General features: G+C 63.5%; 24 protein-coding genes. 10 read left to right on the forward strand and 14 right to left on the reverse strand.

The genetic code is table 11. From position 1 onward, the window contains the following. The first annotated feature begins 2 nt into the window (after positions 1-2). From LVJ94_33365 to LVJ94_33375, 3 genes are all read left to right on the forward strand, one after another. Positions 3-743, forward strand: coding sequence for a hypothetical protein (locus LVJ94_33365; protein WXB01794.1), 741 nt, complete (start codon positions 3-5; stop codon positions 741-743). A 2-nt stretch (positions 744-745) separates the two neighbouring features. Continuing rightward, on the forward strand, positions 746-2,278 hold the full coding sequence (locus LVJ94_33370; protein ID WXB01795.1) for a cytochrome c: 1,533 nt from the start codon (positions 746-748) through the stop codon (positions 2,276-2,278). Positions 2,279-3,075: 797 nt separating this feature from the next. Beyond that, positions 3,076-4,119, forward strand: coding sequence for a sigma-54 dependent transcriptional regulator (locus LVJ94_33375; GenBank protein WXB01796.1), 1,044 nt, complete (start codon positions 3,076-3,078; stop codon positions 4,117-4,119). Between the two features lie 45 nt (positions 4,120-4,164). On the opposite strand, the gene murI is transcribed toward LVJ94_33375, so the two are convergent. The 4 genes from murI to LVJ94_33395 are packed head-to-tail and all read right to left on the reverse strand — an operon-like array spanning position 4,165 to position 8,207. Then, the gene (gene murI / locus LVJ94_33380) at positions 4,165-5,010 is read right to left on the reverse strand and encodes a glutamate racemase (GenBank protein ID WXB01797.1); all 846 of its coding nucleotides are present in this window, start codon (positions 5,008-5,010) and stop codon (positions 4,165-4,167) included. Continuing rightward, a complete protein-coding gene (locus tag LVJ94_33385; protein WXB01798.1) occupies positions 5,007-6,236 on the reverse strand; it encodes a HAMP domain-containing histidine kinase in 1,230 nt (409 codons plus the stop codon). The genes murI and LVJ94_33385 overlap by 4 nt, the downstream gene beginning before the upstream one ends. A gap of 1 nt (position 6,237) precedes the next feature. After that, entirely contained in the window at positions 6,238-6,957 is a 720-nt protein-coding gene (locus tag LVJ94_33390; protein WXB01799.1) for a response regulator transcription factor, read from the reverse strand. A gap of 2 nt (positions 6,958-6,959) precedes the next feature. Beyond that, positions 6,960-8,207 carry a hypothetical protein gene (locus LVJ94_33395; protein WXB01800.1) on the reverse strand — a complete coding sequence of 416 codons (1,248 nt, stop codon included), beginning with the start codon at positions 8,205-8,207 and terminating at the stop codon, positions 6,960-6,962. Positions 8,208-8,351: 144 nt separating this feature from the next. Between LVJ94_33395 and LVJ94_33400 the strand changes: the two genes are divergently transcribed. The 4 genes from LVJ94_33400 (at position 8,352) to LVJ94_33415 (ending at position 11,971) form a co-directional block, all read left to right on the forward strand. Next, positions 8,352-9,074, forward strand: a complete 723-nt coding sequence (locus tag LVJ94_33400; protein ID WXB01801.1) for a peroxiredoxin family protein — start codon at positions 8,352-8,354, stop codon at positions 9,072-9,074. Between the two features lie 23 nt (positions 9,075-9,097). Continuing rightward, on the forward strand, positions 9,098-10,585 hold the full coding sequence (locus LVJ94_33405) for a multicopper oxidase domain-containing protein (protein WXB01802.1): 1,488 nt from the start codon (positions 9,098-9,100) through the stop codon (positions 10,583-10,585). A gap of 283 nt (positions 10,586-10,868) precedes the next feature. After that, a complete protein-coding gene (locus tag LVJ94_33410) occupies positions 10,869-11,033 on the forward strand; it encodes a hypothetical protein (protein WXB01803.1) in 165 nt (54 codons plus the stop codon). A gap of 17 nt (positions 11,034-11,050) precedes the next feature. Further along, positions 11,051-11,971 carry a LysR family transcriptional regulator gene (locus LVJ94_33415; protein WXB01804.1) on the forward strand — a complete coding sequence of 307 codons (921 nt, stop codon included), beginning with the start codon at positions 11,051-11,053 and terminating at the stop codon, positions 11,969-11,971. Between the two features lie 3 nt (positions 11,972-11,974). Here LVJ94_33415 and LVJ94_33420 read toward each other — a convergent pair whose 3' ends face one another. After that, positions 11,975-12,967: an MBL fold metallo-hydrolase gene (locus LVJ94_33420; protein WXB01805.1), complete on the reverse strand. Its 993-nt coding sequence runs from the start codon at positions 12,965-12,967 to the stop codon at positions 11,975-11,977. A 582-nt stretch (positions 12,968-13,549) separates the two neighbouring features. Here LVJ94_33420 and LVJ94_33425 point away from each other — a divergent pair. Further along, positions 13,550-14,767 carry a glycoside hydrolase family 88 protein gene (locus LVJ94_33425; GenBank protein WXB01806.1) on the forward strand — a complete coding sequence of 406 codons (1,218 nt, stop codon included), beginning with the start codon at positions 13,550-13,552 and terminating at the stop codon, positions 14,765-14,767. A gap of 64 nt (positions 14,768-14,831) precedes the next feature. Here the strand turns inward: LVJ94_33425 and LVJ94_33430 are convergent, their stop codons facing one another. From LVJ94_33430 to LVJ94_33440, 3 genes are all read right to left on the reverse strand, one after another. After that, positions 14,832-15,440: a polysaccharide deacetylase family protein gene (locus LVJ94_33430; protein ID WXB01807.1), complete on the reverse strand. Its 609-nt coding sequence runs from the start codon at positions 15,438-15,440 to the stop codon at positions 14,832-14,834. A 63-nt stretch (positions 15,441-15,503) separates the two neighbouring features. After that, a complete protein-coding gene (locus LVJ94_33435) occupies positions 15,504-15,761 on the reverse strand; it encodes a hypothetical protein (protein WXB01808.1) in 258 nt (85 codons plus the stop codon). Positions 15,762-15,994: 233 nt separating this feature from the next. Further along, complete coding sequence (locus LVJ94_33440) at positions 15,995-17,581, reverse strand: hypothetical protein (GenBank protein ID WXB01809.1); 1,587 nt, start codon at positions 17,579-17,581, stop codon at positions 15,995-15,997. 428 nt (positions 17,582-18,009) lie between these two features. Between LVJ94_33440 and LVJ94_33445 the strand changes: the two genes are divergently transcribed. Then, on the forward strand, positions 18,010-18,279 hold the full coding sequence (locus tag LVJ94_33445) for a hypothetical protein (GenBank protein ID WXB01810.1): 270 nt from the start codon (positions 18,010-18,012) through the stop codon (positions 18,277-18,279). 191 nt (positions 18,280-18,470) lie between these two features. After that, positions 18,471-19,655, forward strand: a complete 1,185-nt coding sequence (locus LVJ94_33450; GenBank protein ID WXB01811.1) for a phospholipase D-like domain-containing protein — start codon at positions 18,471-18,473, stop codon at positions 19,653-19,655. Between the two features lie 12 nt (positions 19,656-19,667). Here LVJ94_33450 and LVJ94_33455 read toward each other — a convergent pair whose 3' ends face one another. The 6 genes from LVJ94_33455 to LVJ94_33480 all read right to left on the reverse strand — a co-directional run bounded on the left by LVJ94_33455 (position 19,668) and on the right by LVJ94_33480 (position 25,959). After that, positions 19,668-22,442 carry a tetratricopeptide repeat protein gene (locus tag LVJ94_33455; GenBank protein ID WXB01812.1) on the reverse strand — a complete coding sequence of 925 codons (2,775 nt, stop codon included), beginning with the start codon at positions 22,440-22,442 and terminating at the stop codon, positions 19,668-19,670. A gap of 74 nt (positions 22,443-22,516) precedes the next feature. Further along, positions 22,517-23,332 carry a hypothetical protein gene (locus LVJ94_33460; protein ID WXB01813.1) on the reverse strand — a complete coding sequence of 272 codons (816 nt, stop codon included), beginning with the start codon at positions 23,330-23,332 and terminating at the stop codon, positions 22,517-22,519. A gap of 479 nt (positions 23,333-23,811) precedes the next feature. Beyond that, positions 23,812-24,102, reverse strand: a complete 291-nt coding sequence (locus tag LVJ94_33465) for a hypothetical protein (protein WXB01814.1) — start codon at positions 24,100-24,102, stop codon at positions 23,812-23,814. After that, a complete protein-coding gene (locus tag LVJ94_33470) occupies positions 24,099-24,623 on the reverse strand; it encodes a hypothetical protein (GenBank protein ID WXB01815.1) in 525 nt (174 codons plus the stop codon). The genes LVJ94_33465 and LVJ94_33470 overlap by 4 nt, the downstream gene beginning before the upstream one ends. Before the next feature lie 85 nt (positions 24,624-24,708). Further along, a complete protein-coding gene (locus LVJ94_33475; GenBank protein WXB01816.1) occupies positions 24,709-25,338 on the reverse strand; it encodes a hypothetical protein in 630 nt (209 codons plus the stop codon). Between the two features lie 141 nt (positions 25,339-25,479). Further along, on the reverse strand, positions 25,480-25,959 hold the full coding sequence (locus LVJ94_33480; protein WXB01817.1) for a Rid family detoxifying hydrolase: 480 nt from the start codon (positions 25,957-25,959) through the stop codon (positions 25,480-25,482). Positions 25,960-26,206 lie beyond the last annotated feature (247 nt).

Here is a 26,206-nt window from a genome sequence, read left to right on the forward strand (position 1 = left end):
AAATGATGATGCACGCAACCAAGAGTCGAAACAACATTGCGATCGTGTGCACGGGTGTCGCCATCGCGCTCGTCGCCCTGTACGGAGTCACTCGGGCACGAAACTCTACGGCGGTCCCGACCGGCGGCGGGGCCGCTGCGTCGCCGTCGTCCGAGGCCCCCATCCCCACGGAGCCGACACGCCAGGCCTACGTGCAGCAGCTCGCGCAAGAGTTATCTCCCCCGACGCGGGGCGAAGAGGCCCTGGTACTCCGACAGGCCGCACTCGAGCGATTCACGAAACCCGTGTACATCGATATGCCCAATGGGCAGAAGATCCGAGTCGACGATGGGGACGAACAAACGGCACATCTCAAGGTGGGACTGTTGAAGGCCGCCTTGGTCAAAGAAAAAGAGAAAACCGATCCTGCGTTTACGTCGCGCGCCGAGGAGGAGCTCAAACAACGCCGGCCGCGAGAGGTTTCCATCTCGTGGGACGACAACGGCAGCGGCGGGCAGCTCGAAATGCTCGTGGAGGACGCCAGGTCCTGCCGGCTCCCGGACAACGACATGGATATTACCGCGACGGATCTCTCGACGTTTCCTTGTCTTTGGCAACCGAACACGAGAAAGCGTTGGGAGCCGGACACGAAACTCGTCATCCATAGCCGAGAGCTCGGATCGAGCGACGCAGAATGGCAGGACATGCTCACCACCGTGAAGAAGGAACTCGCCGCGCGCGACTTCGTCCTCGCTCGAAGGTAGTCGTGACATCTCGAGAACCGAGCGGCAGCCAAAAGGGGCCGCGGAGCGTGGCCGCGAGGCTGGCGATGGGCATCGCGGCCTTCGCGTGCGCGGCAACGGTCGTCGTTGCCAGCATGCATCGAACGGAATCCAGCGCGAACGCGGGCCAGGAACATGTCGTCGCGCCCGAGACCCAGCCCATCGCGGCGGATGTCGGTTTGCCGCAAGCTCCGCCCATGGGAGAGAGCAGCCTCCCCGCACGAGAAGTCACGGCAACGTCACCTTTCGCCGCGGAGGCGGCTGCGGAAGCCGCGCGCAAGGAGGCCGTGTTTCAAAAGCTCGAGTGCGTGCAGTGTCATTTGCCGTCGCGCCAACGGCCCTATTATCTCGCGGCGCACTATTCCGTATTCGACGAGCATGGCGCCGATCCCGTGGGATGCGGAACATGCCATATCAACAACAAGCTGGCCGCAACGCGGCGCGAAGGCCCGCCGGCATGGCTAGCGGCCGCCCCGGACACGCTCAAGCATGTTCGGGCTCGCCATTCCTACGTAACGGTTCCAGACCTCACCACCGTGTTCTTCTCCGGCCCGGTCGGAAATGGCCCCCGCATACGCCGCCTCACCGAGTGTGGCGTGCGTGCCTTTCTTGCGAGCCCGGTTCCTCGGAAGCTCGGGGCCTCCGAGTCGATGTACCCTCTCACGCCAGCTCGGAGCGCTGCTCTTCTCGCAGCTCTTGGCAAGGATCTCGAGCCGTGCGCCGACGTGCGGCCGGATCCGAAGGCCGTCGAACGGGGTCGGGAGCTCTTCGCGTCCGCAGGGTGTCGAAATTGCCATGGAGAGACGTCCGAGGCGCCGCTTCTTCGCATCGGCATACCGCTGTTGTCGCGCAGCTTCTTCGAGGCGCGCGTGCGTGACGGCACCGCCGGTCCAACGGCACCGCCGCGGGTCCATGCCATGCGATGGCTGCCGGAAGGCGATCGACTCGCCCCCAAGCTCACGAATACGCTTTCGATGCCGCCATTCGGGCATCTCTCGGCGGATGATATCGATGCACTGTACAGGTACGTGAGCGAAGATCGCTCCGATCTACGAGGCGATCCCCCCGAAGAGACGCCGGTGTCGTTCGCGCCCCTCGAGGACATCGCGCTTTATCGCGCCGTGCAGGGGCAAGTGTTCTCAGCAGGCTGTCGTCACTGCCACAACGACCGTGCGAGTGACGCAAAAAGTATCGTGACGACCTTCGGGGCCAATGGTGTCACCCCAATTGCGTTTCCCGTTCTCGGCCGGCGACCGTGGGTGCGTCCCGAACTCAAACGAGCCCTTTCGCCCGGAGCGAACTGTTCGGAGAGTCCGCTCGTCACACGATTGAAACTTCGGCGCAGTGAATGGCACGGGCTGCTTCCAGAGACCGGCAACACCGCGCGGCGGCTCCGAGGAATGCCACTCACACAGCCGCCGCTTTCTCGACAGGCCATTGAGCTCGCGATCGAGTGGACTCGGCGCGGATGTCCGTCCGACGCTGGTTCGTTGTGCACGACATGCAGTTCCAAGTAGAGACATCCGTGTAGGGATGACGTAAGCAGAAGATTCCACGATTGCTTACGTTCTTCTCGGAGGTCTCTCCATGCCGCTTCGTCGAGCCCGCGCCCATACTTACTTGGAATTCGTCACGATCGCCTTCGCGTGCATCGCCCCCGTGATGGGGTTTGCCTGTTCGGATACCCCGAAGTCCGAGGGCACTCCGGATGCAGCAGTTCCCGATTCCGCCGTCCCGGATTCGGGCTCCGATGGGAACGTCCCTCCGAGGGATGGATCCACCCCGGACGGCTCCTCGGAAACGTGCGGCAACCACGGTGAAGCCTGTTGCCGAGGAGCTGTGTGCCAGAGCGGATACGACTGCAATCTGGACAACCGATGTGGCTGCGCTGCGGTCGGAGACACCTGTTGCGGCAACGGGACGTGTTTCAATTTTCTCGAGTGCAGCGACGAGACGAAGTGCGTGACGTCGTGCGGGCGCCGCGCAGGCGAGCCCTGCTGCCTCGGTGGCACCTGCGACGGGCGGCTCACGTGCGTGGACGCGAAATGCGTTCCGTCAACGTAGTCGTGAGGACGTGCGCGGCCGCCGCGATCGATGGTCGCATCGTCGCGACGTAGCGACAATTTCCGAACAGCTCGATGAGAAAAAAGGGCTCGCCATTTGCGAACCATTGCTCACAATTATGTAAATCGTGCACTCGACACGAGACCAGACCATGCATGAATCGGATGCAGTTTCGGATTCTTTTATTCGTTCTTCATTCTTGAACGAAGTCATCACACTGGAAGGGGGTGCATCGCGAACACTCGATGAAATGGTCCAACGGCTTGCGGCCAGCCAAACCACGGTGCTGATTCATGGTGAGAGCGGGTCCGGAAAAACTCATCTTGCACGCGCCATTCACGAAGCGAGCCCCCGCGCTCGCTCGAAGCTTCTCGTCGTCAATTGTGCGGCCATCCCTGCATCGCTCATCGAAAATGAGTTATTCGGTCACGAACGCGGAGCCTTTACCGGTGCGGTGAACACGCAAGAAGGGGCCTTCGAGGCTGCGGGAGACGGCACACTGCTCCTCGATGAGATCGGCGAGCTTCCGCTCGGATGTCAGGCAAAACTTCTTCGTGCCCTCGAGGAGCGTGCCTTCGAGCGCATCGGCTCGCGTCAGACACGCATGTTGCGCGCCCGTATTCTCGTAGCCACGAATCGGGACCTCGAGGCCATGTTGGTGGACGCTACCTTTCGCAAGGACCTCTATTTCCGCATCTCGACGGTCCAACTCCGGGTCCCTTCCCTGCGTGAGCGCGGTGGCGACGTGATCGCGAGCCTTGCCGAGCAACTGCTGCGAGAGGCCGCTCGCGCAGCGGACCGCCAGATCATTGGATTTTCGCCACGAGCGATCGAGGCCATCCAGTCGTATACGTGGCCGGGCAACATCCGTGAACTCCGCAATGCCATCGAACACGCCGCCGTCCTCGGCCGCGGACTATCGATCGAGTTCGACGAGCTACCAGCCGCAGTGCGAGAAGGGAACGCCGAAACGACGGCCCTGCGCGAGAGTGCCGCTTCGAACACGGACACCGGGCCAATCTCCGCCTCGCAGCAATATTTCGCCGCACGGGACGAGGCACTGGCCCGGTTCGAGCGCAACTACCTTGCGGGACTGATACGCGATCATGGCTCGCGGGTTGCCGATGCTGCACGCGCAAGCGGTTTGAGCCGTGTCCATCTTTACCGCCTATTTCGTAAACACGGCCTCAAACCAAGAATGGAAGCCTACGCCGATAGCAAATTCGGCTTTGCGAGTCGGCCACACACCCTACGCGAGAACCGCGTACGCGGGGGTCGCCCCCGCAAGTCGTAGTTTCAACGAAAATATTCGGTTATGCGTTGCGAAGCCCCACGGGGGCTACCGACGCACGGGAGCGACGAATTCGACCTCCACCTCATGGCGACAGGCACCATCCGCCAGCCAAAGTTCGGTGATCATCCGGCGGGCGTGCTCGATCGGACCTGTCGCGAGAAATCGATCGGTCCCCTTTGGTTCGCATTCGTCAAGGTGGGAAATCGGGACGACGGAGCGGATGACGCGGGTCTCGGTCAACCTTCGCTCGAGTTGACGCGCAACGGCGGGTGCGGGGTCCACGATCGTCACGTGCGGGCCGGCGATCTCCGCGATGAGGCCGGTCAGGAAAGAATAATGGGTGCAGCCCAGAACGATGGTATCGGCACCACACGCGATGGCGGGACGCACGTATTTCTCGAGCAGCCCGCGTGTGGCTGGTCCAGATAAATCCCCCGCCTCGACCCTGTCCGCCAATCCTGGACAAGGCTGAGCGAAAACCGCGATTCCTTCCCCGAACAGCCCTTGCAACCTGCGAAAGTTCTCGCTCGAGAGCGTGCGTGTCGTCGCCAGCACCGCAACGACCCCCGCTCGGGTCGTCTCCGCGGCCACCTTCACCGCCGGCTCGATCGCAACGATTGGAACCTCGAAGCGTGCCCTCAAACTCCGGACGGCCGCGGCCGTGGCGGTATTGCACGCGACGACGATCGCCTTGGCATGCCGATGCACCAAGAGTTCCGCGATGGCCGCGGAACGAGCTTCAATCCAGGACTCGGGCCGATCGCCATACGGGACGCAGGCCGTATCGGCGAGGTAGAGCAAGTCCTCGTGCGGCAATCGTTGGCGGATGGCGCGAGCCACCGATAGCCCGCCCACTCCAGAGTCGAATACGCCGATCGGACCACTCGTCATGAGGCGCTAGGATGCCCCTGCCCCGGCTGGAGTGGAAGCTCCACCCGCGCCGTCGTTCCGCGCCCCAACTCGCTCGTAAGGGACAATGTGCCGCCGTGTGCCTCGACGATGCGGCGTGCGAGGGCGAGGCCCAGGCCGAGGCCGCCGGTTGCGCGGGTGCGACTGCGGTCGGCGCGAAAAAAGGGTTCGAAGACGCGCTCGAGATCGGCCGCGGCGATGCCGATGCCGTGATCGCGCACTTCGAGCACGACGCCGTTCGGAATGCTCGCGCACGATAGATGAATGGGGCGATTCGGGTCGTCCGTATACTTGTGCGCATTCTCCAGCAAATTGTCGACGACCCTTCGCAACAGGCGCGGGGCGGCGAGGAGCGCGGGGAGCGGATTTGCCATCGACGCTTCGAGCCCGCGGTCGGCGTGGGCCGCCCGAAACCGCGCCATGGACCTCTCGAGAAGACCGTGCAGGTCCACCGGTTCGAAAGAAATGGGCGGAAGTGCGCCGGTCGGGGCGGCGCCCTCCCGCAGCGCGAGACGCGTCGCGATGAGCACGTCGCCCACGAGCACTTCGAGATCGCCCAGGTCCTCGGTGATGTCGTGGAGAGACTCGCGCGCGGTCTCGGCATCGCCCTCTGCGGCAAGGTCCAGCGCGATGCGAATTCGCTGGAGGGGGGTTCGCAGCTCGTGCGAAATATTCGCCAGCAGCTCGCGCTCGGCCTGAATCGCCATCTTCGCCGCGGCCCCGAGCCTCTCGAGCGGCACGGCGAGCGACCTCGCGGTGAGCCACGACGAGATGCCGACGATCGCCAACACGAAGACTCCGAACACGGCAACGCTGGGTGGCGGCGGCGGATCGGGAAACGTGACGACCATCTGCATGGGTTTCTCGCCGGGAAGGTCGAGGCGTCGGCGGTCGAGGGTCGACGGCTGCGGAAAAGGCAACGTCTGCGGCGACGAGGACGCGATCCGCATACCGTTCGCGTCGTAAATCGCAACGGACCAGTGCAACTCGTCGGCAACGCGATCCACCGTGGCCTGCAGCGATGCGCGGTCCCAAGCTTCGGCCTCGAGCGTCGATGCGACGAAGGCCATCGCACGGCTGCGAAACATGGCATGACGCGCGGATTGCGCTACGACGAGGAGGACCACCGCTACGAGGGTCACGGCAGCCAACTGCGCAATACCGACGATGTAAATGCGTTGAACGAGTCGCAATCGCGGTGCGCGCACGTCACTCCTGCTCCGCCGCGAACATGTAGCCGATGCGGCGGACGGTCTTGAGCATTCGAGGCTGGCGCGGGTCGTCATTCAACTTTTGACGCAAGCGCGAGATGTGCACGTCAATCGCGCGATCGAACGTCTCGTCGGCGCTGCCGCGCACGATGTCCACGAGCTGCTCGCGGGTCATGACGCGCCCTGCATGCTCGGCGAGCGCGCGCAGCAACATGAACTCGTACGTGGTGAGCGCGAGGCTCTCTCCGTGGAGCGTGGCGCTCATCGCGCGCGGATCGAGGACGAGCCCTCCGACGCGCACCCGCTGAATGGGCGGTCCCACGCGCCCCCGCGCACGGCGCACCTGCGCTCGAATGCGCGCCAAGAGCTCACGCGAGGAAAACGGTTTGACCAGGTAGTCGTCGGCGCCGCCCTCGAGACCCATGACGCGATCGGCTTCCTCGGTTCGCGCGCTGACCATGATGATGGGCACGCTGGTGCGCGCACGCAGCTGCCGGCATACTTCGATTCCATCGGCGCCGGGCATCATGAGATCGAGCAGCACCACGTCCGGCTCGCCCTGCATGACCGCCTCGATCCCTGCCGCGCCATCGGCCACCAAGGTGATGGATAGACCGTGCGACTCGAAGTACTTGGCCATGAGGCGGGCGGTGCGAACGTCGTCCTCGATGTAGACGACGGAAATGGCGTCACCCGTGTGATGCGTCGGAGGCTCCATCGTTAAGGAGTTACGACGTAAAGGTTCGCTTTGCATTCTTCATCTCGAATGCTTTCACCCCGATGGACCGGGTGCGCCGCAGATTCCGTATTGTAAACGCATGTAATTCCGAGCCGGTCCCCTGGCTCGAGATGCAACGGCTTCTCGTAAATGAACAGGCGCTGGCTATAGAAGTTCCAATGATCGAAATTTGCCGCGCAATCGCGCGCCCCGGCGCGAACATGGTCGATCTCCATGGTCCGACCCAGAGTGTGCATCTGCGGGGCCACCGCGAGAACGGTGGTCGGACGATCCACTGCACGCTCGCCCCCCGCCTCGACATAGACTTTTCCGGGAGCCAATGCGATGTCACCCGCGGCGACGGCTTCGAAGGACGCGGCCCGAACCTGCTCGATGTCATCCAGTCTCAGATCGACCCGCGTCCGCGTGGCCACGCCCAGTCCCGAGGTGAGCACGTTGTAGTGGATTTGAACCACCAACTTGCGTTGTGCATCGAGGCGCAGTCCGGTGCCTTCCGGAAATGGTAATGAAGGCGATCCCCACGTCCAGCTCGCAACGAGTCGCGCCGGCTCGACCCGTGGCGAGCCGTAGCATGAATAACCAGGACCCATGTCGCCGTCATCGAGCTGCGAGGCGTGTGCCTCGGCCTCGTTGGAGTCCGGAGAAAAAATCGTCACTTGCGCCACCATGCGCGGATCGGTGGACACGACGCGAATGCCGGTGAGCATGCGGTCGCGCGAAAGTCCTGGGTCCACCACGAAACAGCGGTAGGCGCTGGCCCCGAGTCCCGCCACGTAGTCGCCCCCCGTATCCAAGGTCACGTCGGCACGCCCGATATCTGGCAACGGTTTCGGTTCGAGCGGCGATGCTTTGGCGCGCTCCCCCTGCGGCATCCCCTGCTCCTGCCAATGAACCAGGGTCGAGAGTTCTTCGTTGGTGAGCCACGCCGCGTCGTTCCAAGTCCGGCAAATACCGCTGTTCTCCGCGATCCACGGCGGCATCATGCGCGCCTGGACCATGTATTTTACTTTGGTGCCGGCCTTCGACACGTCTTCATAGGTATCGAGGCGTGGCCGCGCCGCGAGTCCTTCCGTCGAATGGCAGTGCACACACCGACGATTCACGATCGGTGCGATGTCGCGATAATACGAATACGACGGCGTGGCGCTCTCTCTCCAAATACCGATCCCAGCAAACGCGACCGCAGCGGCGGACAAGCCCACCACCCAAGGAAGTCGAAATGGGCTCATATTCGTCGTTGGATATCACATTTCGACGAAACCTCCAGCGATGTCATTTCATGTCCGCTTTGTTTCGTAATGTTAACTCGCCAACCGCCGTCGCAAAGGCACGCGGTTGCGGCCATCTATACGCGTAACGGAGTCCTCTGCCCCATGATCCGATTCGCCCCCGTCGCCGGCGCCATGGGCACGCTTTTTCTTTTCGGCGTGCCGCTCTTCTTGGCGCTCGACCGCATGATGCTCCTCCCGCCGTCGCTCCGCGATCGTCCATGGCCATTCGAGCTGATCGTCGTTTTCGGTACGGCGGCCATCGTCATGACGGTTCGCTGGTTCGATGGCAAAGGTCGATGGGCCGCGCTCCTCACGGGCGGCGCGATCGCCTGTGTGCTGAATGTTGTCGTTTTGAGTGTCCTCGCGCGGTCGAGCAGGCTTCCACCGGTCCCACCCGAACTTGCCCTTGGCGCGCACGTACCGGCGGTGACCTTGCAAGATCAAGGCGGCGCCCCCATCGAATTGGGCAAGACCAACGGTCCACTCCTCGTCGTCGTTTTTCGCGGCGTGTGGTGTCCCTATTGCCGAAAGGAGCTCGCGCGACTGGCGCAACAGATCCCCCGTTTCTCGTCGAGCGAGGTTCGCGTGTATGGCATCAGCGCGGACGATCCCGACGCACTCCTTCGCCACCAGCGCTCGTCCGAGCTCCCCTTCTCCTTATTGTCGGATCCCGAGCAGAAGGTGACGGCCCTGTGCGGTACATCGATGCACTGCTTGCTGTTGTTCGATCGAAGTGGCGCCCTTCGGTGGGGGGGTTTCAGCGAGAGCTGGCGCAGTCCGCCCCGGTACGAGGACGTTTTGCAAGCCGCTTATCGCCTTCAATAGATGCGCGAGAAAGGAATTTGCCTATGAATCTACACACGTTTGCACGCATATCGATATGGGCGAGCTTGGTTGGAGCGAGCTTCGTCTCCGGCTGTTCGGGCTCGAGTTCCGAACTCACCCAGCCCGATCCATCCGACGAACCCGCGGGTCGAAGCGAACTCGCGGTCACGCAAGAGGGCACGTTCACCAACCCATTACGGGTCCCGCCGGTCATGGCGCGAACCGCGACGGCCAATGCATCGGCCGCTGCGACGACGCTCGCGGCCTACAACCTCACGATCAAGTCGGGGACCGCGCAAATGAAGGCGGGGAATCCAACCCCCATCGTCGGCTTCGACGGCATCTTTCCGGGTCCCACCCTCGTCGTGGAACGTGGAGAAACGACGACGGTCACGCAAACCAATGCATGGAACGAAAATGTGACGATCCACAACCACGGGCACAAGGTCGCCGCCGAAAGCGATGGTCACCCGGTGGATTACATCACGCCCGGTTCGTCGAAGGTTTACACGTATCCCAACGACCAACCCGCGGGCACGTTTTGGTACCACGACCACACGATGGACCTGACCGGCGCGCACGTCTACAACGGCCTTGCCGGGTTCTACATCATCCATGATGCCGCCGAGGATGCGCTCAATCTCCCCTCGGGCGACTATGACATCCCCCTGTTGCTGCAAGACAAGCAATTCAACGCGGACAACACCCTCACGTACACCAGCCAAGCTGGCGGGTTTCTCGGCAATACGCCGGTGGCCAACGGCGTGGCCAATGCCGTCCACAACGTGGCCAACCGCAAATACCGTCTTCGTTTGCTGAATGGTTCGGACGTTCGGCTATGGAATCTGGAGCTCCGCGCCGGCACCACCCCGCAAACCTTCCAAGTCATTTCCTCCGACGGCGGGCTGCTTCAAGCGCCGGTCAGCACCACGAGTCTCTCGATTGCTCCCGGGGAGCGTTACGATATCGTCGTCGATTTCGCGCCACATCCCGTGGGGACCACCTTGTCTTTGTTCAATACGGATGCCACGGCTCCGGCCATCTCGACGTTGATGCAGTTCACCGTAAATCGAACGGAAACGGACACGAGCACGGTCCCGAACACCCTGGCCACGATTGCGCGTTACGCGGAGGCGGATTCGACGGGGTCGGCCAATATTGCGCTCGCCTTCGCGAACGGCAATTGGCAACTCAACGGCCTCACCTACGACCCGGCCCGTATCGACATCACCTCCCCGAGCAACGCCGTTCGGATTTGGACCTTGACCAACAACTCGGGCGCCATGCACCCGTTCCACAAGCACCTGGTGGAGTTCAACGTCCTGGACATCAATGGCCAGCCACCACCCGCCCACCAAAATGGGCTCAAGGACACCGTCCAGGTCCCCGGCCGCGGCACCGTGCGAATCATCTTCAAGAACGAAGGATTCACCGGAACCTACGTCTTTCACTGCCACAGGCTCGGACACGAAGACCACCGCATGATGCTCCAAGAAAGCGTCACCCCGTAGAACGGTCGCTACTCCCGGTCGACGGCTGGAGAATTTCACAGGAAGACGGGAAGACGGGAAGGTTTTTGAGTTTCCAAATGGCGCACTCGCCTAACTGGAAACCTCCAAAAAAGCGTTCCGCGCTGCGCGCGCCGGCCGCCCTTCCCGTCTTCCCGTCTTCCTGTAAAATCTCTGGCCGTTCGAACGAGATCGATAGTGACTCAGATCATCTTGGTCCCGGGAGGAGGAACGGGCTCTCCGACGGTCTGACAGAACCAGATGCGGTAGCCGTACGGATCAAGAGGTGGCTCTGCTCGACGAGGCGGGATTTTCACTCTACGAGAAGCGGGCGCTGGTCTCGCTGGGTGTTCTCGGCGTCGCCGATGCGGCAAGCACGTTGTGGCAAAAAGCCCTGCGCGATCTTCGAGAGATCCGCTTCTATCCCCGCCGTTCGCGCTCCTCGGTCTAGTATCCGAAGCGCCGCGAATGACCTCGAAGAAGATCGACGATCTAGACATTGACCTGCTGCTCGCACTGAATGCGTTGCTCGACAGCCAGAACGTGACGCAAGCCGCGCGCAAGCTCGGCATCACGCAGCCGGCGCTGTCGGCGAGGTTGGGGAGGCTGAGGGCGCTGTTCGACGATCGGCTGTTCGTCGCCGGATCGTCGGGGCGCGGGGTCGTCCCGACGTCACGGGCCCTCGAGTTGAAGCCATTGGTCGCGGACGTGGTGGAACGCTTGCGCGCGTTGATGAGCGTGGCCCCCGCGTTCGAGCCGGCACAAAGCAAGCGCACCTTCGTCATCGCGGCGCGGGAGAATCCTGCCACGGTCTTGGCGCCAGCGCTGGTGCCCCTCGTGCGGTCGCTGGCGCCGCGCGTGCGGCTCGCGTTCATTCAGCCGCGCCCCGACCGAATCATGTCCGATTTGGAATCGGGCAAGGTCGACGTCTTCCTCGGCGCCACCCACGGTGTCGGGAGCGACTCGTTGGTCGGTCGGACGCTGTTCGAGGTGGACTTCGTCACGGCGCAGCGCCGCGATCATCCACGGGGGACGGGCCCGCTGTCGCTCAAGGAATTTTGCAGGTTGGAGCACGTCCTCGTATCGATCGATGGCGGCTTTTCGGGCCTCGTGGACGAAGCCCTGGCCCTCAAGGGGTGCACGCGCAACGTCGTCGTCTCCGTGCAAAGTTACGCCCTGGCGCCGATCATCGTGGCGAACAGCGATATCGTCTGCACCCTTCCACGGAGCCTGCTCGAGCCGCTCTCCGACGTGCTCCACGTCGCGCCCCCGCCCATCGAGCTCGAACGGGTCGAGCTCGCAGCCTATTGGCACGAGCGCAGCCAGCTCGATCCTGGGCACAAGTGGCTGCGCGAGCAGATCTTTGCCATCGCCCACGCGCACGAGTGATCGCTATTTCGCTTGCCGATTGGTGTAGTCGATGGGCACCCAGCCGAAGCCGCCCCCCGCTTCCGCGCGAACGTGCCCGACGCCCGGAAACGGCAAATGCGGTGCAGAAACGAGCATGCGCTGCTGCGCAAAAAGCGAAAATTGCTGCGTCCTGACCGCGGCCGCCGCCTTCGTATCGAGATCGTAGACGACGGTGACCTTCGGATTGGGGAATTGGACCGCGCTGAAGTGAACGATGTCGCCGATGAAGGTAATCTTCTCCCCGCGGCTTTCGGCCACGAAAAACGCCGTGCCCGGCGTATGCCCCGGATGGAGGCTCGCCGTGATGCCCGGGAGCACCTCCGTCGTACCCGAGAAGGTGCGCACCTTGCCCGCGTCGACGTAGGGTTTCAACGTCTTGATGGCCTCGTTGAAATAGTGAATATCGTACCCCGACTTGGCCGAATTGGCCGGGTCCAAGAAAAAGTCCACGTCCGGCTTCCCCACGTGCACGGTGGCATTGGGAAATTGAATTTTGCCGTCCGCAATCAAGCCGCCACTGTGATCCGTGTGAACGTGGGTAATCAAGATATCGGTAATCTGCTGCGGACGGACCCCGGTCGCCGTCATGGCAGAAACCAGCTTGCCTCCATTGCCAGGGCCGAACAATTCGCCGGACCCGGTGTCCACGAGCACGAGCCGCGGCCCGGCCTGGATCAGAACGACGTTGATCGACGCCTCGACGGGATTCGTCACGTATCCACGGTGCAGCGCCCCATCGAGTTCGCCCGGCGACGTATTCGATGCAATCTTGTAAACGTCCTGCGCCACGGTGCCATCCGAGAGCGCCGTCATGCGAAAATCGCCAACGTCGAATCGATAAACCCCGGGCACCACCTGCAAGTTGACCTTGCCCTTCGACGGTTCCGCATCCGCATCGACCGCCGCACACGCCGTCACCATCGCCAGCAGCAGCGCCACCCTGCCGAACTTCACCGCCATTTTCCTCGTATTCATGCCGCTCATGTGAGGGCGGCGCCGTTGGCGGAACAGCCGAGCGGCGCTTATGGGACCTATCCACGATGTGTATGGCGGTGCCTCGGCGTTCCAAATGGACGGGCACGATTCTCGAAACGAGCCACCAAGGGTCGCGTCGAGCGTACGCGATGACGGCCGGAGAATTCTTACAGGGAGATCGGGAGATCGGGAGTTTTTTTGGTGTTTCAACCGCGTGGCGCGGCTCGACACAATCTCCTGATCTCCCCATACAATCCAATGAGGGTATATCGTTGGTTCACCTGGCGATCCTGGCGACTCTCTTTTGGCGTCCTGGCGGTGCTTCTCTCCTTCTCTCTCTCCCAATGACACTGTTCGAGGATCGCGCCCGGCTGAGACGTGAGGGCATGTGCGCCGGCGTTCTCGCCTCGATGTCAGAACGCACCGCGCAATGGCGCGGTCATCGGTCATGGACCAAGTGGCCAATCGGAAGGCGTTCTTCGAGTCGTCCCATCTAATGACACCGGTAGACAGAGCTCACCTCCGCGTGTAGAAAACTCTGGGCTACTTCGCAGTGCAGTTCTCCCGAGCTTGGAGGGGACGATGAGTCTGAGCAGACGCGCTCTGTTGACCAGTGCAGCCGGTGCCGCCGTCGCGGCAGGGACACTCGCAAAGAATACTTCGGCGGCGGCGGCCACGCTCGCGAGCGGCGACGCGCGCACGTTGAAGGCGGCGGCCGACTACGCCATTTCCAAATTGCGTGTCGTCGCGCCGGCGGTGACGGGCTTCCCATTGATCACGAAGTTCGAAAAGTGGGCCTATACGCAGAACGGCGACTGGGTCGGCGGCTTTTGGCCCGGAACCTTGTGGCTCGCGTGGCTTTACAGCGGGGAGGCACAATTCAAAACCCTCGCGCAGGATTGGGCGGACAAGCTCGCACCGCGGCGCACGGACACCGGCACGCACGATCTGGGGTTCCTCTTCTACCCCTCCTGGGTCACCGCGTGGCGGCTCACCGGTGAAGACAAATGGCGCGCCGGCGCCATTCAAGCCGCCTCGTCGCTGATCCAGCGGTACAATTCCAAAGGGCATTTCATTCGCGCCTGGGGCAACCTGTCCGATCCGGGGAATGCGGGGCGCGTCATCATCGATACGATGATGAACCTCGACTTGCTGGCCTTTGCCACCGAGCAGACGGGGGATGCCACCTACTTGGACATTGCCACCGAGCACGCGAAGACGGCCCAACGCGTATTCCTCCGCCCGGACGGCTCGATACCGCACGTCTACGACTTCAATCCGAGCACCGGCGCGCCCATCGGGCCGAACACCGTGCAGGGCTACAGTCCGACGTCGTGTTGGTCGCGCGGGCAAGCTTGGGGCATCTACGGTTTCACGACCATGTACCGCCGCACCGGCAATGCGCAATTCCTGACCACCGCGACCCGGCTGGCCGATTTCGCGCTCTCGGCGTTGACGCCGGACAATGTCCCGGTTTGGGACTACCTGGCACCGCAAGCGCCGAACGACATCAAGGATGCATCGGCCGGTACCGTCATGGCGTGTGGTTTGCTCGACCTGGCCAATGCCTCGCAGCGCTCGTCGTACCGCGCGGCGGCCATCCGCATCCTGACGGCGATCTCGCAGACTTGCTTGACCACCAAGTCCACCCGGGCGGAGGCCATCGTCGCACGGTGCACACGCAATCGTCCCTCCGAAGACGGCATCGAGGTTTCCGTGCCCTACGGGGATTACTACCTGCTCGAAGGCATCCTGCGCATCCTGAAGCCGGCCGAGCTCGCGCAGGCCATCGGGCTTTAGCCGCTCCTGCGAAGGACGCGAATCGTCACGTCCCTCCGCGTGCGTGCGCGCGGAGGGCGTCGCATCACATTTCCCGCGGCGTGTTGGACTGCGCGAGGGCAAAGCGGGCAATCTCGTCCTTTCGCATGAACGTGACGCCCTTGTGCTTTTGCGCATAGTCGATGAATTCGCCCAGGGCTTTGACGCGGGCGGGGGTGCCGGCAATGCGATCGTGGGTGCTGATGGACATCAAGCGCCGGCGCCTTTGCGACTCTTCGTAAAGGACGTCGAATTCGGCTTTGAGCTCCTCTAGGAATCCACTCCAAGTCAGCGCGGGCGCGTCGAATCGGACGATATCGTTGTTGCGCAGGGTATAAGGCACCACCACGAAGGGCTTTCCCCGCACCGGCACGATGAACGGCTCGTCGCGGCTCACGTCGTCGACGTGGTAGAGGAAGCCCAAATCTTGCAGGATTTCGAGCGTCTTCGGGGTGCCTCGCAACCAGAATGCGTTGAATCCCACCGGGCGCACGCCCGTCGCCTTTTGAATGGCGTGGATGTTCGATTCGTACGCCGCGCGCTCTTCTGCCGGCGTCATGGAAAACTGGGGCGTCCACGTGTGCCCGTGTGCCGCCGCCTCGTGCCCCCGTTGCACGATCTCGCGCGCGAGCTCGGGGTTGCGCTCCACGGCCATGCCAACTCCTCCAGCATGGGCATCTCGAGACGATGATGCCATGGGGGCGTGGAAATGGACGACTCACGTCAGGAACATCAGCCATAGATCCCAACCGTCGCCTTTGGCGCGGCATTCGTAGCCGTCAGCACCACCCGGGTTGGCGGGCCAGAGCAACGACTCACCCTTGGCCCGACATTCGCTCTCGGTCGCGTAGTGCCCCTCCAGGTGCCAGTAGTTCATCGTCTGGGCACTACCGCTCTCCGCATCGTGATGGGCAGGCTCCGCCCACACCGGCGTGCCCATCGCGATGCCCGTCGCCGCCAAAACCGCAGTTCCCACTACCCGCGCGCGCGTTGCCATTCGACGACCTCCCGTGGAAGATATAATTAGGAAAGCTTCCTAACTATACACATCCGGGCCAATCGAGGCGAAAGAATACCGCTTGAGCCGCCTCACCGCCCCAAACACCGTCGCAATCCTCACGCTTCATCCTTGGGAAAAAAAGGGCCGGATCGTCGGAGGGAGGTTCCCGACGATCCGGCCAGTGAAAAGACCGGATTGGCAACTAACCTTTACGGTGCGAGCGAAGGCTCGTTGGCGCGCAGCTTCGTACCACACGAACCACCGCACGAGCCGCCACCGCCGCCGGAGCACTTGGTGTTGATCGTCAGATCCGCCTCGATGACCGTGGCGAGGCAGGCCCTGATTTCGGCTTTGATATCGACCTCGATGCCCTGATCGAGCTTCGCCTGGATGGCGGCGATGGCTCGAATGGCCGCGTCGACATTGGCATGAACGTCCACGCCAACGTTGAGGCACAGTTGGAGTCTCGCCTGCAGGTCCACTCCGATGTGAGTGACCACGTCGAGCACGAGGTCGAGCAGCACGCCCACGAGGCCGAGTTTGGCCTTGAGGTTCGCTTCCAGGTCCAGCGCGAACTTGGCTTGCAGGTCGGCAATCGCCTCGATGCTGACGGCCGCCTTGATATCCAACTGGAGCTTGGCGCCCGCATCCACGACGGCCTGGATGACCTTGGGATCGCAGCCCTTCGATTTGAGGTCGATGACCAGCTGCTCGATCGCCGCTTTGATTTGCACCTGCGCCGCGACCTTGATCTCCGCGTCGACCCTCGCCTTGACTTCGGCGTTGACCCTGGCCAAGACCTCCGCACCAACGACCGACTTGAGCGCCGACCCGAGGGCGGCGTTGAAGACCAGACCGGCCTGCGCCTTCGCGTCGGCCGCAACTTTGGCCTTCACCGCGACGTCGATCGAAACGTCGGCATCCAAGGCCGCCTTGATGCACGCGTCGAGATTCGCGCGGGCCGTAACGTTGGCCTTTGCCGCAACCTCGAGGGCCGCACTCGCATCGAGGGCAACGTTCGCGTCGAGTGACGCATTGAGGTCGGCGGCGGCCCGGATCTGAGCCTTCAGGAGCGCATTCAGGTCGAGCGAGGCCCGAGCGTTGGCAATCGCCTCCACCTGCGCCGTCTGCGCGAGCAGCGAGGCCTGTGCGACGGCATGGACGACGGCGTTGACGTCGGCGCCGGCGTTGATGGATGCCACGACCTGCGCCGCGAGGTTCACGTCCACCGACGCATGCAACTGCGCTGCGAGCTGCACGGCCACGTCGGCGCTGACTTTGGCGTGGAGGAGGAGATCGACGAGGGCCTTCGCCTCGATGGAGCTCTCCGTGGTGATGGGGGCCGCGTGGATCTGGGCATTGGCGAGGGTCAGGCTGGCGTCGACCTCGAGGATCGAGGAACCGATGACGCTCCCGTTCACGTCGAGCGACTCGACAATGAGAACGTTGCCGCACGCCGCCAAATCGAGACCGGCCGGAAGCGAGAGGCTGAACGAGCCATTTGCCTCGACCTTGGCGTTGGCGACGACCGTCAACTTCGCATCGACGACCGCAGAGAGACGCACGTTGATGGCCGCCGAAACCGCGGCGCTGCCGCCCAGGCCTGCCTTGATGCTTCCGCCGCCCTGACCGGTCACGTGTCCGACCACCAAAGCCGAAGTGCTATTTCCCGGCCCGTTGTTTCCATTATTGCCGTTATCGGCATTGGTCGAGTCGCCGCTCGACGAGCATCCCATCGCGAGGGTGGAACCGAGAATCAACGCCCCCAACCCAAGCTTCGCTGACATCTTCCTCATGGAGATCTCCTTCTTTAGTAGTCGGCCGACGTGTGCGTTCGAGGCCAGGCAGCAGCTTCGAACCATCACGGCCGTCTCGCCCGCCCTGCTTCCGTCCAGGATCGCGTCCGGCCAACAGTCATGTAGATGGCCGCGCGTCGACAGCATCACGAAAAAAAGAAAACTGACGCGTATCTCTTTTTCGAACCGCGAGTGCTCCGCGAATGCGCCTTTTGTAGTCGTGCGTGCGCCCCAGCGTTTCGAATCGCACGCGGCGCATCGACGCCGTCGCTGATTGGAAATCAGTGCCGTGCGTTGTCTGCCGATCCGACGGACGCAGACATACGGCCGAGCCCGATACGTCACGATTATTTCGCCGGGAAGACTGGTCGATGCCGCACTGCGTCACTAAAGCTTCCCCCGACACATCGACGAAGGAGAAAGCTGTCATGGTTTCACGGAAAAACGCAGTCATCGCAGTGGCATTCGGGCTGGGCTTGATGGGTTGCGGTAGCGCCGCGGTCGCTCCGTCGGCAAGCGCATCGGCGGCTCCGGCGGTCGCCGTCGGGGGCGAGGCGAACGCGCGAAAGAACTGCCGCGAGGATCACTCCTCACCGGGTGCGGCCATCTTCACACCCAATGATCCCGAGTCGGCACCGACGACGCCCGCGTCCCAGCAGGCCTTGGCCTTTTGCCGTCCCAAACACAGCGTGCGGTAGTTTCCAAAGTCTCGACGTTCTCCAAAACGAGTTTGCGCGAAGGCCTGGGGGTCCGATTCAACGCCCCGTTGACATGGCGCCGCACGCGCGTGCGGAAGGGCGCCGTGATTCATCATGGTCTTGCGCTTGCAATTCGTCGGACCATGACATTCATGGTCCCTATGCGTGCACTTCGCAGCTTACCCCTTGCCGTGATCCTCGGAGCCGGGCTCTCGGGCTGCGCGGAAACCCCTGACACCGCGGAAGACGATTCCGCGCCGGGTGCCATCGAGAGCGCGGAGCTCACCGCCGATGCGATCGCGGCGTACGTGCCGCCGGCGGGCGCGGTGTTCAATCGACCGACCGCCGCCGGCGCGGGCGGGGAAAATGCCATTCAGAACCGTCTCATCGAGCTGATCGACCACGTGCCCGCCGGCGCGGAGATCCGCGTGGTCATGTACACGTGGCGGGAGGCACCGGTGGCCGATGCGCTCATTCGCGCGCATGCGCGGGGCGCGCGGGTGAAGGTGTTGATGAACAATGCCGCCGACGGCAACTCCACCGCGATGTTCGACAAGCTACGGGGTGCTTTGGGAAACTACGGCGCCAGCGCCCCTTCCTGGGGCGCCCAATGCAAGGCGGGCTGGGGCTGCCTTGGCACGGGCATCAATCACAACAAGTTCTTTCTCTTCTCGCAGGTGGGCGAGACGAAAAACGTCGTCGTGCAGAGCTCCGCCAATCTGACCCACGACAACCGCGTCAAGTTTTGGAACAACGCCTACACGGTGGCCGACCAAGGTCTCTATGGGCTCTATTCGAAGTACTTCACACGGCTGACCGCAGGCATCACCCGCACGAGTACGCCCCCCAACGATGCGTACACCGCCGAAAATGCGGGAGCCTACAAGCTCTATACATTTCCCAGGGCGGGTTCGACGTCATCCTCGGACACCATCGTGAACGTGCTCGAGAATGTCGCGTGCAGCACCGACCCATCGTCGCGCACCCGCATTCGCGTGGCCGTATTGCAACTTTATCGGCCGGCGGTGGCGTCCAAACTCGTCGCGTTGAAGAACCAGGGCTGCCAGGTCTATTTGGCATACGAATCCTTCGATGGGGGCGTGGACGGCATCGTCCGGAACAAGCTCACCGGCATCCGCCATTGCGCGGGCGACGAGACGGTGCACTCGAAATACCTGCTCATCGAGGCCGGCGCCGGCAGCTACGCGGGGGAAAAAGGCGCGAAGCTCGTTTTCACCGGCAGCCACAATTACAATCCGAATTCGCTGCGCAACAACGACGAGACCATTTTGCGCATCGACGATGCCAGCGTCTACCAGCAATACGAGGACAACTTCGACGAAGGCGTCTTCGCCTCCTGCCCCGCCTGGCCATAGATCACGCCAAGATCAGCGGGACGCCGGCGCGGGGTGCGACGCGAGCCATGCGATGGCCTCGTCGCGCTCCTTCTCGTAGTGGGCGAGCGACGCATAGACGTCGCGCACTTTCACCGCGAGCTCGATGGCCCGCGGCCGATCGGTATTCGCGTCCCAGAGGGCGCGGGCGAGGAGCATGCGTGTTTGAGCGAGCTGGTCGTCCTGGGGCCTCGACTCCAAGCGAATCTTGAGACTGCGTTCGAGAAGCTCCACCGCTTTCCGCGGTTGCTTCAGGCCCAAATAGGAACCTCCCAAGATGCTCAGCATGTCCGACGTGTGATGTACGGGATTGCCCAGACGCTCGCACAGAGCTTGCGCACGCAACGCCACATCGACGGCTTCGGCGTAGCGGCCCATGCTATGGTAAATCGAGCTTAGGGTATTCATGGCCTGGACGGTCTCGCGCTCATTGGGGTAAAGCCGCTCGAACACGGCCAGCGCGTTCTGCGCCTCCATGAGCGCCTCGGGGTAGCGCCCCAGGTCACCCAGCAGATCCGCCAAGATGGCGCCCGAGCGCGAGACCTGGCGGTGCTCGGGCCCATACAGGTCCAGGGCAATGTCGCGGGCGCGGCGGGCATGGGCCACGCCATCGTCGTACCGACGGATCGTGCGCTCGGAGATGGCGACGTTCGACAGGGCAATCCCGAGAAGCGGATGGTGCGGACCGAGGCGCCGCTCGTAAATCTCGATGCCGCGCCGCTGGTACTCGAGCGCCTTCTCGCCCTGATCCAGTTCCGCCAGTGGAATGGCCGCGTTCATCAAGGCAAGTCCTACGCGATACCCATCGGGCGTGTCCGCCTCGCGCAACGCCAGGGCGCGCTCGTAGCCCGCGAGGGCCTCCTTGAAGCGGCCTTCCCGCTCCTGGACGTTCGCGAGATTGTTCTCGAGGGAGGCTCGCAGGTCGAGCTCCTTGGGCATTCGCTCGAGGATGGCTGCCGCAAGCTTTCCCGGGCGCTCGGCATCCGCCGCCGGGCGTTGGTATTGATGCGAGATGACCCAGACGAGCCCCACCAGGGCTCGCGCCTTCTCGGGTTCGTCGAGGGCGGCTTCCGCGGCGAACAGCGCCTCGAAGTAGGCCGCCTCGGCCTGCGCCCATTCGCCTTTGCCGCTATGAGCGCGCCCGAGGATGTAGTGAACCTTCGATTCGAGCGACCGATCCCCCGCCGCACGCACGAGGTCGACCAACGGCCGCGCGGCCTTTTCGGCGGCGGGTACGTCGTCCGCGCGGGCGAGGGCGACCGCTTGATCCACCTGCGTGCTCAAACCCTCCAATTCGCCACGCTTCGCGGGATCCGAGGGGCCCGGAACCCGGACCCGGAGTGCGTCGGTCTCCGAGCAGCCGGCGACGCTCGAAAGCGCCGCCACCGCGGGCACGGCGCGCTCGATGCTTTTCGCATTTCCGCTCGTGAAGAGATCGGTTAGCGCCTTGACCTCGTGGGCACGGGCGTCGAGGCAGGCGATGCGCAAGTCCATCAGCGCCTCCGATTGATCGCCGTGCACGCGCGTCGCCTCGCACGTCTCGGTGTGGCTGGCTACCCACCGCGCCGTGTACGCGTCGAGCGCTCGCTCGGTCTCGTTCCACGCGTCGCCCGCATAGCTCCGGCCCCCCGCCAAGAAGGCCGCGCGGATCGTCTGCTTTCGCGCGTCGTCCCACACGCCCGCGAGCTTGCGCTCGGCACCCGCGCATGGCGCCGGCGCGGCGTGGTGCGCACGGGAGTAGGCCACTGCGCCGAACGTGACACCGGCGACCGCGGCGAGCACGCTTCCGATCCGCAGCCATTGGGCTCGGCGATCGCGCGATAGCTCGGCGATGAGGGCGTCCATCGACTCGAACCGTGTCTCGGGATCGGTCGACAGCCCGCGCGCGAGCACATGGCGGATGCGCGCGGGCACCTTGGAGCCGGAAGACTCCCCCTTACCCATCGCCGGCAGCTCGCCGTAGAGCGCCTCGTGGAGGGCGACGCAAAAGCTGTATTGGTCACTGCGCGCATCGACCGCATGGCGGTCGCGCTGTTCGGGTGAAACGTAAGCCGGCGTGCCGAGCCACGAGCGCTCCATCGTAGGAGCCAATTCCCCCTCCGGCGTGGCCATGCGGGCGAGGCCGAAGTCCGTGACGCGCACGCGCCCGTCGTCGCCGAACAAGACATTGTTCGGTTTGAAATCGCGATGGACGATGCCCGCGGCATGCACGGCCGCAAGCCCGCGCGCGGCATCGATATAGCGCGCGAGAATGGTCCGCCACGGCGGCTTGTCGCGCCGCAGCCACTCGGCCATGGTGCCACCGCGCACGTGCTCCATCGCAATGAAGATGTGCCCTTCGTGCTCCCCCGCGTCGTACACCGCGATGACGTTGGGGTGCGACACGCGCGCGAGCGACTGCGCCTCGCGCAAGAGGCGGGTCGCATCCTCGTCGCGCTCCGTCTCCGCGCGGAGCAATTTGATGGCCACCCGCCGTTCGAGCTTGGGATCATACGCGCCATACACGACGCCCATGCCACCTTCCCCGAGCCACTCGAGGACGGCATAGCGGTCGATGCGCTGCCCCACCGTGATGGGTGCACGCGGCGGCCGCACGAGCACGCCGGCCATGTCGGCGGTGTCCGCTGCGACGCGCCCCAGCTCACCGAAGAGAGAGCGGCACGCGTCGCATGCATCGATGTGGTCCTGCACCGAGACGCGTTCCTCCGGGGCAAGTTCCCCGTCGAACCACATCGTGACCGTGTTTGCGTCGATGCACTCTGCCGACATTCGCGCCAGCGCGAGTTTCGCAGCTCACACGCACGCACGCAACAGAGCAACCGCGCCCCACGGCGCGGAGGCTTCTATTTGAACGTCGCGTTCCCGGAGGCCGACTTCCCGTTCACGTACACGTCCGTGCTCAAACGCAGCTCGGTCCTCTTCTGCGCATTGGGCTCGCGAACGTTCTTGACCATGGTGGCGAAGCTCACGCTACCGGGCCCTGCCGGGAGATCCCGCAGAAGCTCCGCGGGGACGGTGCCCTGCCCCGCCCGTTGTGGCCAACCGCAATTGATGTACGCCGAATAGTCGTTGGTGCCGAGGTACAGGTTGATGCGGCTCTTTCCCTGCTCGGGTCTCTTCGACGGCTTCCACGTCACGTGGAAGTCCGCATCGCGGGACACTTCCAAGCCCACCGCCGGATCGTATTCGGGCGTGACGAGATTCAGAGGTTCGGGCGCGAACGAGAACGCCACGAATCCACCGCGCCGATCTCCATTGCCCCCCACGAATGCCAAAATGGGATCGCCGCTCGAATAGAGCGGGGTCGCCGAGTCGTGCGTGGGATAATTGCCATTGGCATCGGGAACGAGCTGGATGGCCGGATCCGTCCCAAAGATATGAACGGTGCCGATCCCCGTGTTCTTCTCGGCGGGCTTGCATTGCACGCGCTGGCACACGCCGCCATCGCCCACGTCGACCCATGCGCACTCGGGAAGCGAGGCCAGATTCGACGTAAAGCCGCGGGCCCACGCGTAGTTGGCCGTGCTGTTGGCGGCCGAATACAGGTACACACCGCTCCAGAGCGCCTCGCCCGTCGTTTCGCTCTCCAAGGTGTCTTGCAGAGAGGCCGCGCGAAGACTGTGCCATATCAAGGCGGAGCCCCCACCCGGGGTAGACAATTCTAGCTCTTGCGAACGCCCCTCTTCGGGGACCCGGTCAGCACCGTCCGCGCTGCAGCCCGCAAGGATACTACACACCAACACACAGCTCGCTCCGAGCATCGCAGCTGACGAACTTCGCATGGACATGTGGTTCTCCTGGTGAAAGTCGTGAAAGGGTTCGGCGCACCGCGCTTCCCGCGCCAGCCGCGCACGATGGCGTGCACGTATATGGTCATCTACCGAGGAGTGGCGTCTTTGCCTCCATCTCGACCCCCGCAAACGCGGCCGCCAAGAACGTATGTTCGCTCGTAGGACGAGCGCCACGCCTTGTCAAGCGACCGAGCACCGCTCAATGCGCCGTAAAACGTGCCCTTTTGGCATCGAGTACGAAACGTCGACGACCTTGGACGAACTGTTTCGAACATGAACACGGCACGAAACGCCGAGGCGGGTAAGCACTGACGACAGCGCTGCGAAGGTCTTGCTGGCGGGGCGCGTTACGGCTGGTCGATTTCCTTCTCCAGTTTGTCGAGCTCGGATTTGTAATTCTGTTTGGTGATTTCCGCGCGCGCCTTTTTCGTGGCCTCGGAGTGCGCCGGTAGAGGGTCATTCTCGGCCGTGGCGGGCGGCTCGCTGGGCGCGGCGGAGGCAACGGCGGGCGCCTGGGCGCTGGCCACCGTTGCGATGCCCGCCTCGGCGCCCTCGGTCTTTTCCTTCGGTGTGCATGCTGCGACGCCCACGGCCATACCGAGTGCCATGAAGGCTGCGACGTTGAATCCGAAGCTCATTTTGCACCTCCCGCCTTCGCACTGAGTTTCTCGAGTTTCGCTTCCGAGCGCTTCTCTTCACGTTCGATGGCAGCGTCGACCCGCTTGATCACCGCATCGTCGTGCGCCTCTTGGGCGAGTTCCCGTATGCGCATGAGCATCCCGAGGCGCACCCAGTGTTGTCGGATGAGGTCTCGCTCCTCGTCGGTCAGATGTTTTCCCGCTTTGTGGACCAACGCCTCGATGGCCTTTTGACGGCGCTCCCAGAGCCCTTTTCGGAACAACAACTGCGCGGGCGTGCGCCGCTGCGCACCGGGCTTTCCCCCATCGGCGATGTCATCATCGTCATCGTCGTCGCCCGCACTTTTCGCCGATGCGGACTCCCCCTTGTTCCCATCCGAATGCCCCTCTTTTCCGTCCCTCTCCTGTTTGCCTGGAGTGCCATGAGCGTGAGGCGACGCACTTTTGCCCTTGTCCGGCTGGGCAAATGCCATCGATGTTGCGAGCAGCACGCCAAGAACGACGAGTCGAAATGAACGCATGAGACCTCCCCGAATGGCCGGCATCGTAGCGTCGTCTCGAACCGAGATCACCCTTCTTCGATGGCGATGACGGCTGCGCTCGGGATCATTCGGGGCCCAAGAAAGGACCCACGAACGGTGTGCCATGGCACGTCGCGCATTGAATTTCGGCGCCGTCCTTGCGTTGGAGTCCATGAACGAAATTGTTCGACATGAACGTTTGGAGCGCCGGGCGATCGCCTCGGTCGAGGAATTCCGCTTTCCCCTGATGGCATGAATCGCAATAGAGCGTCTGGTGCTCGGGCAAAGTGTACGGCGTCACCATATCGTTCCACATGCGTGCGGCCACCGCCTTGTTGCGCGTTGGCGCCTCGAAATCGAGCCCGGTGCCGCCGTCGGGCAGCGGCTTGCCGCCGGCGTGGCAACCGTCGCATCCCACGCCCAGCGATGCGGCGAAGGAACGCATCACGGCACCGCGTGCGCGCCGGTCCAGGGACTCGAGGGGTGGCAAATTCGCGATATCAACCCCGGCGTCGGCGAGCGTCGCGGCCATGTTGCTCGCGACGAGCGTGCTCGTCGCGCCGGAGTTGACGCCCGCGTCCGAGAGGGGCGGAGGCGGCGCGCTGCTTCCGTCGTTGCTCGACGAGCCACACGCGGCCAGTCCCAAAGAAGCCAAAAGGATTGCGGCTCCCATCACGGTCCCCGTGACGAGTTTTGCCAATAGGTCGTTTCGCATGGAGCTCCTCGTTCGACACGTTCGTGTCGCGGGTCACTCTTCACACGCGGCCTCGGCGAATACCATACGGCGAGCGAGAACGGGGCGTTGCCCAAACGGAAACGGAGAGGGCATGGCGCCCTCTCCGCCGGGGCGTATGACTCAATCGAGTGCGGCGATGCACTCGATTTCGACGCGGGCGCCGAGGGCGAGGCCGCTGGCGGCGAAGGCGCTGCGGGCCGGCTTGTTCGTCGGAAAATACGTGACGTAGACGCTATTCATTCGCGCCCATTCGGAAATATCGGCCATCATCACCGTGCATTTGACCACGTTGTTCATCGAGGCTCCGCTCTTGGCGAGGACGTCCTTGATGTTCTCCATCACCTGCCGCGTTTCGCCTTCGATGCCGCCGGGAGCAAGTTGATCCGTTCCTGGCGTGGTGCCGACCTGGCCCGCGAGGTAAAGGGTCTTTCCGACACGCACCGCCGGCGAGAATGGCCGCCCCGGCTTGCCACCCGCCGTGAGGAACTCCACGCGCGACGGCTCGGTGGCCGTCGTCTGGGTGGGCGCGGCCGGCGGGGTCTCGCGCGCACAGCTCATGACGCACGATACGGCGAGCAACATCAGCAAACATCGATTCATGAAGAGACCTCCGGCGCGCAACACTAGCGTGCTGCGTGGCGGATGCTGCGCCTTTTGTCGCGGCAAAGCTCGGTACCGACCTGCATCGAGCGGGACGGCCCACCCGACCCGAAGTTCGGCACGGGTAAAACTTGCCACGGTGCGATCGCGGCGACGATCAGCAGGGTCTTTCTCCAGCCAAAATCGCCCCATTTCGGCTCCTGCGCGACACGCCCTGGCACATCGGGTACGGGCCCGCCGATTGCTA

It is taken from the genome of Sorangiineae bacterium MSr11367 (assembly GCA_037157805.1).
In the GTDB taxonomy this organism is placed as follows: domain Bacteria; phylum Myxococcota_A; class Polyangia; order Polyangiales; family Polyangiaceae; genus Pendulispora; species Pendulispora rubella.

Coding starts and splice junctions, on each gene's coding strand:
- LVJ94_33365 (WXB01794.1), top strand. CDS start 3: ATGATGATGCACGCAACCAAGAGTCGAAACAACATTGCGATCGTGTGC.
- LVJ94_33375 (WXB01796.1), top strand. CDS start 3,076: ATGGTCCAACGGCTTGCGGCCAGCCAAACCACGGTGCTGATTCATGGT.
- murI (WXB01797.1), bottom strand. CDS start 5,010: ATGACGAGTGGTCCGATCGGCGTATTCGACTCTGGAGTGGGCGGGCTA.
- LVJ94_33390 (WXB01799.1), bottom strand. CDS start 6,957: ATGGAGCCTCCGACGCATCACACGGGTGACGCCATTTCCGTCGTCTAC.
- LVJ94_33395 (WXB01800.1), bottom strand. CDS start 8,207: ATGAGCCCATTTCGACTTCCTTGGGTGGTGGGCTTGTCCGCCGCTGCG.
- LVJ94_33400 (WXB01801.1), top strand. CDS start 8,352: ATGATCCGATTCGCCCCCGTCGCCGGCGCCATGGGCACGCTTTTTCTT.
- LVJ94_33405 (WXB01802.1), top strand. CDS start 9,098: ATGAATCTACACACGTTTGCACGCATATCGATATGGGCGAGCTTGGTT.
- LVJ94_33415 (WXB01804.1), top strand. CDS start 11,051: ATGACCTCGAAGAAGATCGACGATCTAGACATTGACCTGCTGCTCGCA.
- LVJ94_33420 (WXB01805.1), bottom strand. CDS start 12,967: ATGAATACGAGGAAAATGGCGGTGAAGTTCGGCAGGGTGGCGCTGCTG.
- LVJ94_33425 (WXB01806.1), top strand. CDS start 13,550: ATGAGTCTGAGCAGACGCGCTCTGTTGACCAGTGCAGCCGGTGCCGCC.
- LVJ94_33430 (WXB01807.1), bottom strand. CDS start 15,440: ATGGCCGTGGAGCGCAACCCCGAGCTCGCGCGCGAGATCGTGCAACGG.
- LVJ94_33440 (WXB01809.1), bottom strand. CDS start 17,581: ATGAGGAAGATGTCAGCGAAGCTTGGGTTGGGGGCGTTGATTCTCGGT.
- LVJ94_33445 (WXB01810.1), top strand. CDS start 18,010: ATGGTTTCACGGAAAAACGCAGTCATCGCAGTGGCATTCGGGCTGGGC.
- LVJ94_33455 (WXB01812.1), bottom strand. CDS start 22,442: ATGTCGGCAGAGTGCATCGACGCAAACACGGTCACGATGTGGTTCGAC.
- LVJ94_33465 (WXB01814.1), bottom strand. CDS start 24,102: ATGAGCTTCGGATTCAACGTCGCAGCCTTCATGGCACTCGGTATGGCC.
- LVJ94_33470 (WXB01815.1), bottom strand. CDS start 24,623: ATGCGTTCATTTCGACTCGTCGTTCTTGGCGTGCTGCTCGCAACATCG.
- LVJ94_33475 (WXB01816.1), bottom strand. CDS start 25,338: ATGCGAAACGACCTATTGGCAAAACTCGTCACGGGGACCGTGATGGGA.
- LVJ94_33480 (WXB01817.1), bottom strand. CDS start 25,959: ATGAATCGATGTTTGCTGATGTTGCTCGCCGTATCGTGCGTCATGAGC.